This window comes from Granulicatella elegans ATCC 700633 (assembly GCF_000162475.2).
In the GTDB taxonomy this organism is placed as follows: Bacteria; Bacillota; Bacilli; order Lactobacillales; family Aerococcaceae; genus Granulicatella; species Granulicatella elegans.
Genome location: NZ_KI391971.1, coordinates 166374 through 182872 on the forward strand (window position 1 = coordinate 166374; position 16499 = coordinate 182872).

Annotated in this window: 13 protein-coding genes and 1 pseudogene; 11 read left to right on the forward strand and 3 right to left on the reverse strand. The window is 33.4% G+C overall.

The features are described from left to right. Positions 1 to 15 precede the first annotated feature (15 nt). The 4 genes from HMPREF0446_RS00710 (at position 16) to HMPREF0446_RS00720 (ending at position 5602) form a co-directional block, all read left to right on the forward strand. Entirely contained in the window at positions 16 to 1605 is a 1590-nt protein-coding gene (locus HMPREF0446_RS00710; protein ID WP_006703685.1) for an ATP-binding cassette domain-containing protein, read from the forward strand. A gap of 155 nt (positions 1606 to 1760) precedes the next feature. Further along, complete coding sequence (gene sstT, locus HMPREF0446_RS00715; RefSeq protein ID WP_006703684.1) at positions 1761 to 3002, forward strand: serine/threonine transporter SstT; 1242 nt, start codon at positions 1761 to 1763, stop codon at positions 3000 to 3002. A gap of 115 nt (positions 3003 to 3117) precedes the next feature. After that, positions 3118 to 3327 carry a heavy-metal-associated domain-containing protein gene (locus tag HMPREF0446_RS08920; RefSeq protein ID WP_006703683.1) on the forward strand — a complete coding sequence of 70 codons (210 nt, stop codon included), beginning with the start codon at positions 3118 to 3120 and terminating at the stop codon, positions 3325 to 3327. Positions 3328 to 3349: 22 nt separating this feature from the next. After that, the gene (locus tag HMPREF0446_RS00720; protein ID WP_006703682.1) at positions 3350 to 5602 is read left to right on the forward strand and encodes a heavy metal translocating P-type ATPase; all 2253 of its coding nucleotides are present in this window, start codon (positions 3350 to 3352) and stop codon (positions 5600 to 5602) included. Positions 5603 to 5674: 72 nt separating this feature from the next. On the opposite strand, the gene HMPREF0446_RS08440 is transcribed toward HMPREF0446_RS00720, so the two are convergent. Then, positions 5675 to 5851, reverse strand: coding sequence for a hypothetical protein (locus HMPREF0446_RS08440; RefSeq protein ID WP_156902298.1), 177 nt, complete (start codon positions 5849 to 5851; stop codon positions 5675 to 5677). Between the two features lie 894 nt (positions 5852 to 6745). Here HMPREF0446_RS08440 and HMPREF0446_RS00725 point away from each other — a divergent pair. Together HMPREF0446_RS00725 and HMPREF0446_RS08850 are read left to right on the forward strand one after the other, a co-directional pair. Continuing rightward, entirely contained in the window at positions 6746 to 8065 is a 1320-nt protein-coding gene (locus tag HMPREF0446_RS00725; RefSeq protein ID WP_006703681.1) for a glycosyltransferase family 4 protein, read from the forward strand. Positions 8066 to 8243: 178 nt separating this feature from the next. Then, a complete protein-coding gene (locus HMPREF0446_RS08850; protein WP_006703680.1) occupies positions 8244 to 11114 on the forward strand; it encodes a YSIRK-type signal peptide-containing protein in 2871 nt (956 codons plus the stop codon). A 103-nt stretch (positions 11115 to 11217) separates the two neighbouring features. On the opposite strand, the gene HMPREF0446_RS00735 is transcribed toward HMPREF0446_RS08850, so the two are convergent. Further along, positions 11218 to 11937 (reverse strand): YebC/PmpR family DNA-binding transcriptional regulator, encoded by a 720-nt coding sequence (locus tag HMPREF0446_RS00735; protein WP_006703679.1) that lies wholly within the window; start codon positions 11935 to 11937, stop codon positions 11218 to 11220. Positions 11938 to 12080: 143 nt separating this feature from the next. Between HMPREF0446_RS00735 and HMPREF0446_RS00740 the strand changes: the two genes are divergently transcribed. The 5 genes from HMPREF0446_RS00740 to HMPREF0446_RS00760 all read left to right on the forward strand — a co-directional run bounded on the left by HMPREF0446_RS00740 (position 12081) and on the right by HMPREF0446_RS00760 (position 15677). After that, positions 12081 to 12374 (forward strand): thioredoxin family protein, encoded by a 294-nt coding sequence (locus HMPREF0446_RS00740; protein ID WP_006703678.1) that lies wholly within the window; start codon positions 12081 to 12083, stop codon positions 12372 to 12374. A gap of 80 nt (positions 12375 to 12454) precedes the next feature. After that, positions 12455 to 13099: an NfeD family protein gene (locus HMPREF0446_RS00745; RefSeq protein ID WP_006703677.1), complete on the forward strand. Its 645-nt coding sequence runs from the start codon at positions 12455 to 12457 to the stop codon at positions 13097 to 13099. An 11-nt stretch (positions 13100 to 13110) separates the two neighbouring features. After that, positions 13111 to 14115: a flotillin-like protein FloA gene (floA, locus tag HMPREF0446_RS00750; RefSeq protein WP_006703676.1), complete on the forward strand. Its 1005-nt coding sequence runs from the start codon at positions 13111 to 13113 to the stop codon at positions 14113 to 14115. Between the two features lie 71 nt (positions 14116 to 14186). Then, positions 14187 to 14780: a hypothetical protein gene (locus HMPREF0446_RS00755; protein WP_169816063.1), complete on the forward strand. Its 594-nt coding sequence runs from the start codon at positions 14187 to 14189 to the stop codon at positions 14778 to 14780. Positions 14781 to 14861: 81 nt separating this feature from the next. Continuing rightward, complete coding sequence (locus HMPREF0446_RS00760; RefSeq protein WP_006703674.1) at positions 14862 to 15677, forward strand: DUF2785 domain-containing protein; 816 nt, start codon at positions 14862 to 14864, stop codon at positions 15675 to 15677. Positions 15678 to 16059: 382 nt separating this feature from the next. Here HMPREF0446_RS00760 and HMPREF0446_RS08445 read toward each other — a convergent pair. After that, positions 16060 to 16320 (reverse strand): annotated as a pseudogene (locus HMPREF0446_RS08445) (hypothetical protein); the annotation flags it as partial. Positions 16321 to 16499 lie beyond the last annotated feature (179 nt).

Below are 16499 nucleotides of genomic sequence, written 5' to 3' on the forward strand. Positions count from 1 at the left end.
TAAGGGGAGTATGACATGATTCGAAAGTTAACATTACAACTCATAACCATTTTCATCATCTTTTGTAGCTTAGAGGGATTAGAGTTATGGACAAGCTTTATCCATGCAGATTTATTAAATTCTCTGGTGGATTTGGATTTTCATCAATTCAGAATGGGAGCATTATTATTAGTAGCGGTATATACTGTTTTTCTTGTAGTAACGTATATGGATCTTCGTTATCGATCTTTTGTAAAGCAAAAAATTGCAACGATTTGGAGAGATGAAGTGAGTGAAGCTATTTCTAATACATCTTATGGTCATTTTCATCAAAAGAAGAATCATGATTATATTGCTTGGTTTACAAGTGATATGGATCAAATTCAAGAAATGGCAGTCAATCCAAGTTTTTCCTTGTTAAGGGGAATTTTAGGAATCGTGTTTTCAACGATTGGGTTATGGAGTATTCATTGGAGTTTAGTCATTTTTGTGATTATTGAAATTGGTATTTTGCTTCTATTGCCGAAGGTTTATGCTAAAGAACTATCTAAGAAAACCGTGCATAAAACCAAGGAAAATGAACGATTTAATCAAATTATTTCTGATGTATTATTAGCGTACGATACGATTTTTGTGTTTCAACAATGGAAATATTTTAAAGAAAAAATTCATCAAGCTTCTGAACAATTGGGATTTACTCGAAGAAATTATAGTAAATCTTTTGCGAAAGTAGCAGTTTTAGGTGGCTTTGGGAATGTCCTTAGTCAAATTTCCATCTTTTTATTTACAGGATATTTAGTGACGAAGGGGATGGTAACTGTAGGGGCTATTTTGGCAACGACAAGTTTAGCAGGAACTATTTTCAATGCCGTTGGAAATATGAGCCAAGAATTAGCGATGGTCACTAGTGCCAGACCATTGTTTGAAAAAATTCATACATTAACGCCTTCAGCACGAGCAGAGGAGAATGCAGTAGAAACATTGGATGATGCAGAAGTATTATACAACATAGAAAATCTTCAGTTTGCTTATGGGGATGCTATCGTGTTGAAACCTTTTAGTAAAACTTTATTCAAAAATCATAAATATGCCATTATGGGAGAAAGTGGAACAGGAAAATCCACTCTGCTCAATATTTTAGGTGGAAAAATCGAAGAATACCAAGGAAATGTAACTTTATATCAAAAAGAATTAAATATGATTCCCTATTCAAAACTGTACGATTCTATTACTTATGTGGAACAAAATCCTCATATTTTCCAAGGAAGTATTCGTGAGAACATTGTTTTTCAAGAAGAAATATCGGATGAGAAAATTTGGAGTGTATTAGATAAGGTATTGCTGAAATCCATCGTGGAACAACTACCGCAAGGTTTAGATACAATGATTGGAGATACTTCGTCAACATTATCAGGAGGACAATTACAACGCATTTCTCTAGCAAGAGCGTTAGTTCGAAATCCGCAAGTGTTATTATTAGATGAAGTGACAGCGAATTTAGATGTTCAAACTGGAACAGAAATCATGCAGTCTTTATTGCAAGAAGAAAATCTAACCATTCTTTGGGTCACTCATCATCTTCCCGAAGGATTGAAATCTTTATTAGATGAAGAAATCATTTTGTAAATAGAGGGAGGGGAGAGTTTTCTTCCTCTCAAAAGCAGTGAAAAAGAAGTGTTTTCTTAAAGAGGACAAATGTATCTAATTCGTGGATTTTTATTGACAGAATAGGGTTTGTTTGTGTATGATTGTCGCTATATTAAGAGAATAGGGGCAAGAAGATGAAACAAGCATTAAATTTTTGGAATCAATTAAGTTTGATTAATCGAATCGTCATTGGTATGATTATCGGTATTTTATTAGGAATTTTCGTTCCTCAAGCAGCAGCGGTAGGAACTATCGGAACAGTATTTGTAAGTGCGTTAAAAGCAATCGCACCATTATTAGTATTCTTTATTGTGTTAAGTGCTTTAGCACAACATAAAGAAGGACACGAAACAAATATGAAATCAATTGTTATTTTATATTTATTCGGAACTTTTGCAGCAGCATTAGTTGGAGTTATTGCTAGTTTTGCATTTCCAATTACATTAACATTAACTGACACAGTATCTGAAATTGCAGCGCCAGAAGGGATTGCTTCTGTATTACAAACATTAATTTTAAAATTAGTAGATAATCCTGTTAATGCTTTAATGAGCGGTAACTATATTGGTATTTTATCTTGGGCAGTTGTTTTTGGTTTTGCATTCCGTAAAGCAGATGAAAGTACAAAATCATTTTTACAACAAATTGCAGATGCAACAAGTCATGTTGTTAAACTAGTGATTAGCTTTGCACCGTTTGGGATTATGGGCTTAGTATATACAACTGTTTCAGAAAATGGAGTAGGTGTATTTGCAACTTATGGTAGTTTAATTATGGTATTACTTGGAAGTATGTTCTTTGTAGCATTAGTGATTAATCCAATTATTGTATTTGTAATGATTAAGGAAAACCCATTCCCATTAGTATTCCGTTGCTTAAAAGATAGTGGAATTACAGCGTTCTTCACTCGTAGTTCAGCAGCAAATATTCCAGTAAATATGGAATTATGTAGAGATTTAGGATTAGATGAAGATAGCTATTCAGTATCGATTCCTTTAGGGGCAACCATTAATATGGCGGGTGCAGCAATTACAATTACAGTATTATCATTAGCAGCCGTTAATACATTAGGAATTCAAGTAGACTTCTTAACAGCCTTAGTATTAAGTGTATTATCAACAGTTGCAGCTTGTGGTGCTTCTGGGGTAACAGGTGGATCATTATTATTAATTCCTGTTGCATGTAGTTTATTCGGAATTTCCAATGATATTGCGATGCAAGTTGTTGGGGTTGGATTTATTATTGGGGTATTACAAGATTCTTGTGAAACTGCCTTAAATTCATCAACAGATGTTTTATTCACAGCAGCAGCAGAATTCCGTCAATGGAAAAAAGAAGGACGAGTAATTAACGTTAGTCCTGAATTAGCAGAATAACATTTCTAGGGAAGACTTTTTAGTCTTCTTTTTTTTGTGTTGACTTTTTTAAAATAAGAGGTATAATAAATTTATGAAGTTTACAAATGTAAATTTAAGAAAGGTGGTTTTTTTAATGATAAAAGAATTTAAAGTAGAAGGATTAAAATGTTCAGGTTGTGCGAAAGCTGTTGAAAATGCAGTGAGTGCTGTTGAAGGTGTTGAAAAAGCAAGTGTTGATTTCGAAGCTAAAAAGCTGACTGTAGAATTTCTACAAGATAAAGCAGAAGAACAAAAAATTATAGAAGCTGTATCAAAAGCAGGATATCAAGCTGAATTAGCATAATAGTAAGAAGGAGTTGTTAGTAATGAAGAAAGAAGAATTCGCATTAGAAGGACTACAATGTGCGGGTTGTGTCAGTACGGTTGAAAAAGTTGTCCGAGATCTTCCAGGTGTTAAAGAAGCCAATGTGAATTTAGCGACTGAAAAAATGATGGTGCAATTTAATCCAAAGGAAGCAGATGTACAAAAAATTATGGAAACTGTTTCTCTAGCTGGATATCAGGCTATATTGATAAATGATGAAGAAGATGTGTTAGAAAAAACAGCGATGAAAAAAGAAAAACAATTACAATCACTTAAAGTCAGAGCATGGGTATCAGGTGTGTTTGCCATTGTATTACTTTATATTGCGATGGGTGAAATGATTGGACTTCCTCTTCCGCAAATTTTACAGCCGATGGAACATCCAATTGTATTTTCTGTAACGCAATTGATTTTAGTCACTCCTGTTTTATGGGTGAGTCGTAGTTATTTTGTGAATGGATTTAAGGCATTGATTAGAAAGCATCCGAACATGGATTCATTAGTTGCATTGGGAACGAGTGCTGCCATTTTATATAGTGTATGGAGTACGATTCGTATTTTTGCTGGAGAGTATCATTATGTGATGCACCTTTATGTAGAATCTGCAGCAGTCATTTTAGCGTTTATTACCTTAGGAAAATATTTTGAAACTTTAACAAAAGGAAGAACTTCTCAAGCGATTCAATCATTAGTCGCTTTATCTCCAAAAGTAGCGACAGTCATTCGTAATGGAAAAGAAGTAGAAGTTCCAGTAGAGGAATTACAAATTGGAGAAGTAGTCTTCGTACGACCAGGTGAAAAGATTCCTGTGGATGGGGTTATTATTTCTGGTGAAAGCTTTGTTGATGAATCCATGATTACTGGGGAAAGTGTACCAGTCTTCAAAAAAGAAGGTAGCAAAGTTGTTGGTGCTACATTGAATACAACTGGTTCATTCCAAGTGGAAGTGAGTCAAGTAGGAAAAGATACAACTTTATCTCAAATTATTCGTTTAGTAGAAGAAGCGCAAGGTTCTAAAGCCCCCATTGCTGCCATTGCAGACCGTGTAGCAGGAATTTTTGTTCCAATCGTAATGGGATTATCTCTATTAGCAGGTCTTTATTGGGGATTGATTGGTGGAGAATCATTTGAATTTGTCGTGACGGTGATGATTTCTGTTTTAGTGATTGCGTGTCCATGTGCATTAGGATTAGCAACTCCAACTGCTATTATGGTAGGAACAGGTTTCGGTGCTAAAAGAGGAATTTTAATTAAAAGTAGTGCAGCTTTAGAAGAAGCTGGACATGTAGGAGTTGTATTACTAGATAAAACAGGAACGATTACAAATGGTAAACCTAAAGTGGTTGATATTCAAGTGTTCAATGATTATTCAAAAGAAGAAGTACTAAACATAGCAGCATCGATTGAAAAACATTCGGAACATCCATTAGGAAAAGCCATCGTAGAAGAAGCTGAAAAACAAGAATTTGACGTTTTACCAATTGAACAATTCCAATCTATTTCTGGTATGGGAATTCAAGGAATTGTGGATGGAAAAGAAGTGTTATTAGGAAATCATTTATTATTACAAAATCAAGGGATTGCGGTAGATGAATTTAATGCTGTGATTGATGGAGTCGCTTCTAAAGGGCAAACAGCGATGTTCGTAGCGATTCAAAAACAAGTAGCCGGAATTATTGTAGTTGCGGATACGATTAAAGCAACTAGTAAAGAAGCAATCCAACAAATGAAAGCATTGGGACTTCAAGTTCGAATGGTAACAGGAGATCATGAAAAAACAGCCAAAGCAATTGCGAATGAAGTAGGAATTGAGACGGTATATAGCCAAGTATTACCAAATGAAAAAGCAAGTGTTGTGGAACAATTATTAGAAGAAGGCTATCAAGTAGCCATGGTTGGAGATGGGATTAATGATGCACCGGCACTTGCCAAAGCAACAGTCGGAATTGCGATTGGTTCTGGAGTAGATGTTGCCATTGAAACTGCCGATATGGTGATGATGCAAGATGATTTAAGATTAGTGGCTAAAACGATTCAATTAAGCAAAATGACAATGATGACGATTAAGGAAAACTTATTCTGGGCATTTATTTATAATGTGATTGGAATTCCAGTAGCGATGGGTGTCTTACATTTCTTTGGAGGTCCATTATTAAGTCCAATGATAGCAGGAGCAGCGATGAGTTTCAGTTCCGTATCAGTGGTGCTAAATGCATTGAGATTGAATCATAAATTATCAAAATTAGAAAAATAAATAGAATATAAAAAGAGGATGAAGCGACCCAAAAAAGTTAGACTTTTTGAGGTCGCTTCAATTATTCCTTCATTATTTTATATCCATGTCTTTGTTTCTTGGGAATATAACATTGTAGTAAAAACTAGCAATACAAAATATAACAATTACTGGTTTAAGAAATGGAAATGAATCGAGAATATTGGTAAACCAAACTAATAAGGCTAAAAATATAAAAGTAATACAGATGATTATTTCATAAAATTTCATATCAATTCCTCCTAACATTTATATACCATGCCATCGCCTCTACTAAGTGAAATGACGATGATGACCATTAAGGAAAACTTATCCAATAGTCGCTTCAATATTTCATGGAAACTACAACTAAAATAAATATTAATATTAATACAAATATTAAAAAACTCATTGGATTAAATTCTTGAATTTTCTTTTTATAGACTAATACAATACTTATTATGACTGAAATCAAACCCATAACAAACACAAATACTGTTACCATTTATAATCACCTCGGGTAGCAAGAAAATGTTGACTGCTAATTCAAATCTAAAATAACACCATCACAATCTAAGCTGTGATAAGTAACATTTTAAGATTTATTTTTGATCTTTTTGAACACAAATTTTAAAAAAGCATACAGTAATGCTAGATAAAAACAAATGGTAGATAGATGAACAAATAATAAGAAAAAGTCAGGTAAGAAATAATAAATAAGAAGTAGTGTTGCTACGCCGAAAAAAGCTCCATAAAATAAATAATTACTAAATAAAAACTTACTCATTTATATTCATCTCCACTCTGATTAGGTATCTAGTTTTCCCTATCTTATCAATATTTTAAACTATTATTTCAGGAAAAAATAGGCTTATCATTCAAGAAAAATTGATGTATAATTAAGTTTTGTAAGGGGTTTATTTTTATATCACAGTTAAACTTTCTAAGGAAAGCTTTGTCGATGAATGATCATAGGTGAGATAACTATAAATTATCAAATTTGGAAAAATAAATAGAATAGAAGAATTTGAGGGCTATATGTTAAGTCCTCTTTTTTATAACATCAATTTCATTTTGTTTATGGTAATATATGGGTAATTAAGAGTAATAAAAGTAGATTAGAATCAAAGAATCGAGGAGTCTTTTATGGTAAAAATAGTTACGATACATCCAGGACTTTGGAAAGAAAATGTTAAAAAATATGGGTTCGAGTCCTCTCAATTATCAAGAAAGAAAATAGCTGAATATTTAGGATGGGGACATCTTTATATTTTAACGCATCCTCAAGTACGACCTGATTGGAAGGCAGGATATGAAAAAATAGGATTTCAACGGGATGAATTGATATCAGCTTCTCATTATCAGTCAGATATTGGACATGATGAATTAAGTGTTTGCCCTTCTGATATTATCGACAAATATCCAAATGGGAAAATGACCGTTATAAATGGCTTTGTAGCAAGTATGGAATTAGAAGAAGAAACATTATATTTTACTTCGGGATTATTTTTAAAGAAAAATAAAAAAGAGGAATTAGAATGGTATAACCAGGATGGTTCTGTTGCTTTGAGAGCTAGGTATTATAAACCAAAAGAAGAACCGACTCCTATTTATATGATGGAGGATAATTACTTATATTACAAAGATGGAGAATGGCTCACATACGAGGATTTATTGATTCACGTATTAATGACTCTTACAGAAAAGAATGATATTTTGATTCGAGATCAGCATAATATAGTCACACCAAAATTATGGCGCTTTGTGGAAAATACGAATCGAAAATATTTTGAATATATTCATAATAATGTATTGAAAGATCCAGCACATAATTTAAGAAGAAAAACACGATACTTAGTCGCTTCTGAAGTTTTATCAGATATTTTACAAGATTTAGGCTATCATACTTGGTTTATGCCACCAATTTATGCTCCTCAAAATGATTCTGTAGTTACAAAGAGAAGCAACCCTCGTTCGTATTGTTATGTTGGGAATATGAGTCAAGTGAAGAGAGTAGAATGGATTATCGAAGCGTTTAGACTATTGGAAAAAGAAGGTATGAATGTTGAAGTATCTTTATATGGGGGAGATTTGACTCAATTAAAAGAACAGTATGAAAAGTTACCTTCTAATATTCATATTGTTGGATATGTTGATGAAGTACCGTATTGGAAACATGATGGGTATATCTCCACTTCACAAAAAGAATTATTTGCGAATGCTTGTGTCGAAGCAATGAGTTTTGGGTTAATTCCGTTATTATCTAATGTGGAAATTGCGCATCAATATTATGCTGCTAAAAATTCAGATGTTTGCCTATTTGATTCACCTGAAGAATTAGCAACTATTATTAAACAATTATATGAATTAAAAAATGAAATTACATTGAATAATACGATCGCTTTTGTGAAGAAGTATTCAATAGAAGAAGTTTCGGAAAAATATTTATCAATAAATAAATCGTGAAAATTATGTATAATGCTAAAATTACAATAATTTTTTAGGAAAAATTCCTTTCCGAAGTTAAAAAAATATTTGTGAATAAATTATACAACTATTTGATAACTAAAAAATAGAATGCTATGATTAATGAGATACAATATAAAATTTATATAACAATTTAGAATAGTGAAAAGAGGCTTTTATGAAAAAATTAGTTTCAGATAAAATTCAAAAATATTCATTACGTAAATATAAAGGAATTGGTGCGGCATCAGTTTTATTAGGGATGATGGTTGTTGGAGCTAGTCCGGTATTGGCTGAAGAAACTGTAAATACAGCTAATGAAACTACAGTAACACCTACAAAAGATAGTGTGGAAATGGAAACGTTGAGTAATGGCGCAGGTAGTTATACAATGCCAAAAATGCATGTGTTTAGTGGATTGAGTTACACTGGAGCAGATACGGAAGATGCGTATAAAACAAATCATAGTAGAAATGAAGATAGGGCTAAATATAATTTAGATAGAGTTGAAAAGGAACATATAAAAAAACAAGGAGAAGATACCTTTAAGGATTCAAAAATTTCTTATGTCACAAAAGAAGGTGAAGTTCTAAAAGAAGAATCGGATGTAGAAATCTCTGTTGGTGATAAAAAAACTTCTAGTAGCACAATGAACTATAAAATTCATGGACTTTTTGGGAAACGTTATGAAGGAAATGTAGCAGATTTAAATAATGATGTTTTAACTAAAATCAAAGAAGCTGATAAAGTTTTAGAAAAGGATGGAAAAAAATATCATAAGATTGATACAGAAGTAGATAAACATGAGGGAACTACTAAGGAAACAACTTTCAATGATATCACAGTACATGCAAATCCTGGCAACTTGCATAATGAAGATGGAAGTATTCGTTATAATAATATTAAAGAAGGTAGTCGGATTTGGTTAGTTTCTGAAACTGATGAAGGAAAATATGGGAAGTATGTTCTTGCTACTAAACCAACTACAGCAAATGATTCTTGGGCTGTTGAAACATTTAAACAAGGTGAAAATGATGCTAAAGATTTTACTAAAGAAAATATAACAACGGATGGTGGAATTAAGGAAGGAGATACTATCTTAGTTGTTGAAAAAAATGAGGTAGCATTAAAAGACTCTGTTTCTACAGCAACCGAACAAGCAGCTTATACGGTAGGGACAGTTTTTAATGAGAAACAATTAGAAGAGGGGTTAAACAATCTTTTAGATGAGAGATTAAGAGATTTAAAAGACGAAGATGTCACTAACCCTAAAAAAGAAAAGACATGGGAAGAAATCTATAAGGATACATTAATAAATAAAGATGCAGTAGATAATAAGAATCGTCCTACTTATTCTGTACATCAGAAGTTTAATGGTTATATAAGAGAAAATGGGAAATTTGTAGAATATCATGATGTGGCAGAATATATCACTAAGCTAAAAGAAAAATTTGGTGAAAATGAAATTACAGTAGGATGGAAAAATTCTCGAGATAAAGTAGAACCAAAATTTGTTGGAAATATTGAAGACTTTAAAGAGACTTCTAACTACGAGAGTGAAAAAGCAAATGTCACGAAGTTTAAAGAGGCTCATAAGGCAATTCAGTATGTCGACCAAGTTCCAACAAATGCCAATTTTGTAAAAAATGTGTTTGAAGTAAATGTGGATTTTAAATTAGGAGATAAGAGTACAGATTATTATTATCCTAGTGAAGATAATGATGCTAATCAACCAGAAAAAACGTATTTAGCTTATAGATTTGGATATAATGATGAAGATACTAGATACCAATATGGATTAGGTCAATTATATAAAGAATATGAAAAAGATGGAGTTCTTTATAGAATTGCCGCACCTACTACATATGATCAACATGCGTCAGTATCTGCTCCTATTTATAGTGAAATTCACTATTACAATTTATATCAACCAACACGTGCTTATCACGTTAGTGAAGAGTTAACAAAGGTCAAAAACATCTACGCTAAAGAAGAAACAGAGACAACTGAAAATAAAGGTAGTGTCATTGTTAAATACCAACTAGCGGATGGAACTTCTATTAAAGAAAATGCAGCCGTCGTTAAAGATGCAGTGATATCATCTACAGAAACTAAATATTACTTAGATAAGAATAATCAAAAAGTAGTAGTAGGAACACCAATATCAACAAATAATGCAAATTCATATGATGCTACAACGGTAAAACTACCAGAAATCTTAAAAGACGGTAAAAAATATAAACTAGTAGGATTGAAAGATGATTCTTCTAAAGAAAAAGGAAACGTAGTAGCAGGAACTACGGAAATTACCTATGTCTATAAACTAGCAACTGCTGGTAATGTATTTGCAAAATATATGTTAGAAGGAACTACTACCGAAATAGCAGAAGGAAAAGTCTTAAAACAAGATGCTTCTATCGGGGATGAATATACATCTACTGCTCCTGAAGAAGGAACGTTGATTAAAAAAGATGGTAAGTCTTATTTCTACAAAGGCCATCGTGCTACTTCAGCACCTGAAATAGGTACAGTTGATGAAAATGAAAAAACGGTTATTTATGACTTTGTAGAATACTTTAGTGAAAAAGGTGAACCAGAAGTACAACCAGTATTGCCAGAAGGAGTTGTAAGTGAAAAAGGTGAACCAGAAGTACAACCAGTATTGCCAGAAGGAGTTGTAAGTGAAAAAGGTGAGCCAGAAGTACAACCAGCATTACCAGAAGGAGTTGTAAGTGAAAAAGGTGAGCCAGAAGTACAACCAGCATTACCAGAAGGAGTTGTCAGCGAAAAAGGTGAACCAGAAGTAAGGCCAGCATTACCAGAAGGAAATGTAGCATCACCTACTACTTCTTCAGCAGAGGTTTCTGAACGTACAGAGCAAGCACCTGAAGAAACATTAGTACCACAACAAGAAACACCACAAAATAATAACGAAGAAATCCGTTCAAATGAATTACCAAAAACAGGACAAGCAGAATTGCTTCCAACATGGTTAGGATTCCTAAGCTTAATAGGTGGAGTTTTAGTCAGAAGAAAAGAGAAAAAATAACAAAGATAATTTTAAAATCATCTCTAACCAATCAAAAAAGTCTGTCTCAGGAGAAAACCTCCTAGGACAGACTTTTGTTCTATTCTGAAAAAATCAACAATGATTAGTCTTCTAAGTTTACATTATGGTAAACTTTTTGAACGTCTTCATTATCTTCTAAAGCGTTAATCATACGTTCGAATAAACGTAAGTCATCGCCTGTTAATGTTACTTCTGATTGAGGAATCATTTCGATTTCAGATACTGTGAATTCAGAAATTCCTAATCCTTCTAATGCTGTACGAACTGTGTTGAAGTCGTTTGGTTCAGCATAAACGATTGCTTGGTCGTCTTCTTGTACAACGTCACGAACGTCTACTTCTGCTTCCATTAATTGTTCTAATAATTCGTCTGCATCTTTGTTTGCGATACCGAAGATTGCTGTATGGTCAAATAAATAAGTTACAGAACCTGGTGCACCCATGTTTCCGCCGTTTTTGCTATAAGCAGCACGAACGTCTGCAGCAGTACGGTTTACGTTATTTGTTAGTGCGTCTACGATAATCATAGAACCGTTAGGACCGAATCCTTCATAACGTAATTCTTGGTAATCGCCATCGCCGCCACCTTTAGCTTTTTCAATTGCACGTTCGATAATATGACGAGGTACATTATAAGTTTTCGCACGGTCAATTACGAATTTTAATTTTTGGTTAGAATGTGGATCTGGTTCACCTTGTTTTGCTGCTACATAGATCTCAATTCCGAATTTTGCATAAATTTTACTGTTGTTAGCATCGAGTTTAGTTTTCTTTTCTACGATGTTAGCCCATTTACGTCCCATTTTCTCACTCACTTTCTAAAAATATCTATAAGACATTTTTCATTATACAGATGGAAGCTAGGTTTGTTAAGTATTTTCTATTCAGAAATGCATTTTACAAGAAATTTTTTCTAAAAATGGTACACTATAAGAGAGGTGAGTTTATGAAAAATATTAAAGTAATCTATTTAGAAAGCGAAACTTGTGGGGTTTGTCATGCATTACAGCCACGAGTAGAAGAAGTTACAGAACAAGAAGGAATAGCATTAGAAGTCATTAATGTAACGCAGCATCCTGAAGTGGCTAGTCAGTATCAAGTGCTAACAGTTCCGGTTGCGATTGTTTTTGTAGGAGAAAGAGAATTTGCTCGTCAAGGGAGATTTATTGATATGGAATTGTTCGAAAAACAACTGCAACAAGCAAAAGAATTTGTTCAAATGGAAGACTATCCTTCGTAAAAATGGTAGAAGATTTAATTCTTTGAATTTAATAATTTCATAATAATTATTCAGTTGTATTTAAAAAGGAAAGTGCTATAATGATGGCAACGAATGGGGGTGGTCTTTTGTATGTAGACTTACTATTACTGTTAGTAGCTGTCATGGGTGTTTTCTTTTCTTTGTTCTCCAAATGGAATATATTTGGTAGTTTGATAACAGTAATAAGTTTTGCAACCTATACTTTCCTACATACATACTGGAACTTTTTCGTCATTATCCTATTTGTATTTGGGTTCCTATTTTTAGGATTTGAAGTATTAATTCCAGGAATTGGTGCTTTAGGAGTGTTAGGGACAGTATTTGTATTAGGAGGGATGTACTGGGCAAACCAGGCTGTCATGGATTTAGTCGTTTTAATCTTAATGTCACTATTGTTGGCGATAGTCTTGTTAGTTTTATTGGTGAAAAGGGGAAATCATTTTTCTCATAAGAAAGGATTAGTATTACTTTCTTCTCTAAAAAAATCAAAAGGCTATTCAACCTCAAAAGTATATGACGATTTAGTCAATAAAACAGGGAAAGCATTGACGGTATTACGTCCAAGTGGAAAGGCTGAACTAGACGGTGAAATCGTTGATGTGGTCAGTACGGGATTTGTCATTCCAGAAGATACAATGATACAAGTTGTCAAAGTAGAAGGAAGTAAAATCGTCGTACAAGTTTTGGAGAACAATAATGAGTAGGAGGAAGTAAAATGTTAGAAAGAGGTTTATTAAATAACCCAACAGGAGTCATTGGACTCATTGTGATACTATTTCTAATTTTAACAGTAGTTATGTTATTTTTTAGATTTGTACCGATTGGGTTATGGATCACAGCTTATTTTTCTGATGTAAAAATTGGAGTGGGCACATTAGTGGGGATGCGATTACGTCGAGTAGCTCCTCAATATATTGTGCGTCCGATGATTAAAGCAACAAAAGCAGGATTAAAAATCGATATTAATGAATTAGAAGCCCATTATTTAGCAGGTGGGAATGTCAATGTAGTTATTGATGCGTTAATCGCAGCACAACGTGCGAATATTGACTTAGAATTTGAACAAGCAGCTGCCATTGACTTAGCAGGTCGAAATGTATTTGAAGCCGTTCAAGTATCTGTAAATCCAAAAGTAATTGAAACGCCTGTTATTGCAGGGGTTGCGATGGATGGGATTGAAGTTCAAGCAAAAGCAAAAGTGACGGTACGTGCCAATATTGAACGTTTAGTTGGGGGTGCTGGTGAAGAAACCATTATTGCCCGTGTTGGTGAAGGGATTGTTACTACTGTTGGTTCAGCAGCTCACCATAAATTAGTTTTAGAAAATCCGGATTCTATTTCCCAAACGATTTTGAGAAAAGGATTAGATGCAGGTACAGCATATGAAATTCTATCCATTGATATCGCAGATGTTGATGTCGGTAGAAATATCGGAGCAAAATTACAAGCAGAACAAGCAGAAGCAGATAAGAAAATTGCACAAGCTAAAGCTGAAGAACGTCGTTCTCTTGCCGTAGCGCAAGAACAAGAAATGTTAGCAGAAGTACAACGTATGCGTGCAAAAGTTGTAGAAGCTGAATCGCAAATTCCATTAGCGATGGCAGAAGCTCTTCGTAATGGAAAACTGGGAGTCATGGACTACTATCAATTGAAAAATATTCAATCGGATACAGATATGAGAGAAGCGATTAGCAAATCTTCTGTTGAGAGTGAATCATGAATATTGTACTCTTTCTCTTGTATATAGTAATCCTTGTGATCATGTCTGCTGGTAGTTATCTTAATTTAAAAATGAAAAGTAAAGAAAAGGGATTTAGCCAACTGCACGATTGGCTGAATCATTCTTTTCAAGAAAAACCTGTTTCGTCTAAACATCATCATCCAAGAAATCAAAAAGTAGCAGATGTTGTCGTAGAAGAAATGCCTGAAACAAAAGCGACATTATCCCATACAGAGAAAATGAGACAACAATTTTTAAAGATGGTACAAGTCTTTCGACAATTTTCACCAGAGGATTATTCTTTATCCGTATTTGATAAGGAATTAATCCAAAGAGTATCCATTATTTCTTCAGAAGAAATTGATACGATGAGAAGAAGTGCTATTTTAATTCATACTGAAAAATTAAAACGATTATATATGAATAACCCGAATTTACCAGAAGAATTATTAGAACATCTTCGAGTTTTTGTAGAAGAAATGGAAGCAATCCAATTACAGGAAGAAGAAGTTCAACATATGGGTTCAAAAGGTGAATTAGTGGTGGAAGCTGTAAAAGGTGCAGTAAATTATACAACGAAAAACCGAGTGTTAAAACATCACTTACAATGGAAAAAAGCAATTGTTGCAAGTGAAGTGTTATCGAAACCAAAAAGTATGCGATAAAAAGCGTAGAAAGAAGGTTAGGCAGAAATGCTTAGCCTTTTTATTTTGTGTTACAATATGCCTAGTAGAGAGGTGAATATCATGTTAGAACAAGAAATGATTACTCAGTTAAAAAGAAAACAAGGAAATAATACAGCATTAACACAAGAAGAATTAGAATGGTTATGGGAGAATATAGGAAATCCGAATCCAGAAATCCGAGATGACTTAGTCTTTAATTTATTTGGACAATTTATTTTTGAACAACTGATAACAAAAGAACAATTACGATGGATCATTGAAAAAGTGAATGTCACAAATCCTTTGGAGTATAGAATCGAAGAATTCGGTAGTGCAACAGCGTATCGTTCATTCTCAGCGCTTGTAATGGGAATGATTTTACAAGTTGATGGGGATAAAACAAGTGGATATGATTCTTGTTTAACAACTTCAGAGAGAACGAGTTGGATCCAAAATGGAATTCATTATTTAAAAAGAGAAAAAGACAGAACGGGATATGATGAAAAGTTAGGATGGGTACACGCATTTGCTCATGGAGCAGATTTATTAGGAACCATTATTTCTCATCCGAATTGTACCCAAGAATATGTAGTAGAAGTATTAGAAGTCATTAGTGATATTTTTCAAAAGAGTAAACAACCATTTATGGATGAAGAAGAAAAACGATTAGGATTAGCAATCTTTTTTGGGATAGAGTCTGGAAATCTTTCTCAAAAACTATTGTGTGAGTGGATTAAAAAGCAAAGATTTGAAGAATTAGATGGAAGCCGTGAAAGTTATCAACGTTTAGCAATGTACAAAAGTTTTTTAGCGACAATCTATTTTAGGATGGAAGCTTTAAACCTTTGGGAAAATTCTTTAAAGGATGAGATGATGATGATCCTCCAAGAATATTAAAAAACCACCGACACAATGGTCGGTGGAAAAAAGGATTTTGAAATATTTAACTTGGGAGGATAATATTTCTTATTTGGGAATGATTAAAGTATAGAGTGAAATTTTGAAAATTATATGAAGACTCCGATAAGAAAGTGAGAAGAATTAAGGAAGAAATAAAATAGAAAAAACATTTATCACTGTAGCAAGGTCGCCAGCAGCCAGCAAATACTGTCTCATGGCTAAAAATCAAGCCTTGGTCTTGATTTTTCCCAGTAATATAAGCCTGAGGCTTGCTACGGTGATGAGTTTTTGTCTGTTTTTATTTTTACGTTATAATGTTACTTTTATTCTTTTTTATGTGTTATAGACGTCTGAGGAATCAACTTTCTCTTTAACCCATTTAGAAGAAATGGGCTCCCAAAAAATAGACAGTATTTAATGGAGACAAAAACGATAGAAATTCCGAAGCAGTCAGCTGTCTTGTTTTATAATTTTGCTCGCCAATAAATTTCCGAGCCCATCCATCAGCAATATCATGATTTCCTGGTTCAATAAAGACTTTTGTGCCCAAGGATTCGATTTGTTTGAAAAAATGTGCTAAATCTACAAAGCTTTGATATTCACCGTTAAAAGTTAAATCCCCGCTAACAAGTAAAGCTTTTGGACGTTCTTGTTCAACTTAAGCAACTAAAGCTTCCATACATTTACGAACATTGTGTAACATAGCTCCTCCTAAAAATTAGCGTTCTCCTTAACGGAAAAAATAAAACAGAAAAAACATTTTTCCGTGGCAAAGGTACTATAAGCCCTTGGCTTATAGTACAGGGGAAATTTGAGACC

Bases quoted from the DNA above. Each gene is read 5' to 3' on its own strand.
- HMPREF0446_RS00755 (WP_169816063.1), top strand. From the start codon at position 14,187: ATGAAAAGTAAAGAAAAGGGATTTAGCCAACTGCACGATTGGCTGAAT.
- HMPREF0446_RS00740 (WP_006703678.1), top strand. From the start codon at position 12,081: ATGAAAAATATTAAAGTAATCTATTTAGAAAGCGAAACTTGTGGGGTT.
- HMPREF0446_RS00760 (WP_006703674.1), top strand. From the start codon at position 14,862: ATGTTAGAACAAGAAATGATTACTCAGTTAAAAAGAAAACAAGGAAAT.
- HMPREF0446_RS00720 (WP_006703682.1), top strand. From the start codon at position 3,350: ATGAAGAAAGAAGAATTCGCATTAGAAGGACTACAATGTGCGGGTTGT.
- HMPREF0446_RS00725 (WP_006703681.1), top strand. From the start codon at position 6,746: ATGGTAAAAATAGTTACGATACATCCAGGACTTTGGAAAGAAAATGTT.
- HMPREF0446_RS08920 (WP_006703683.1), top strand. From the start codon at position 3,118: ATGATAAAAGAATTTAAAGTAGAAGGATTAAAATGTTCAGGTTGTGCG.
- HMPREF0446_RS08440 (WP_156902298.1), bottom strand. From the start codon at position 5,851: ATGAAATTTTATGAAATAATCATCTGTATTACTTTTATATTTTTAGCC.
- HMPREF0446_RS08850 (WP_006703680.1), top strand. From the start codon at position 8,244: ATGAAAAAATTAGTTTCAGATAAAATTCAAAAATATTCATTACGTAAA.
- HMPREF0446_RS00710 (WP_006703685.1), top strand. From the start codon at position 16: ATGATTCGAAAGTTAACATTACAACTCATAACCATTTTCATCATCTTT.
- HMPREF0446_RS00745 (WP_006703677.1), top strand. From the start codon at position 12,455: ATGATGGCAACGAATGGGGGTGGTCTTTTGTATGTAGACTTACTATTA.
- floA (WP_006703676.1), top strand. From the start codon at position 13,111: ATGTTAGAAAGAGGTTTATTAAATAACCCAACAGGAGTCATTGGACTC.
- HMPREF0446_RS00735 (WP_006703679.1), bottom strand. From the start codon at position 11,937: ATGGGACGTAAATGGGCTAACATCGTAGAAAAGAAAACTAAACTCGAT.
- sstT (WP_006703684.1), top strand. From the start codon at position 1,761: ATGAAACAAGCATTAAATTTTTGGAATCAATTAAGTTTGATTAATCGA.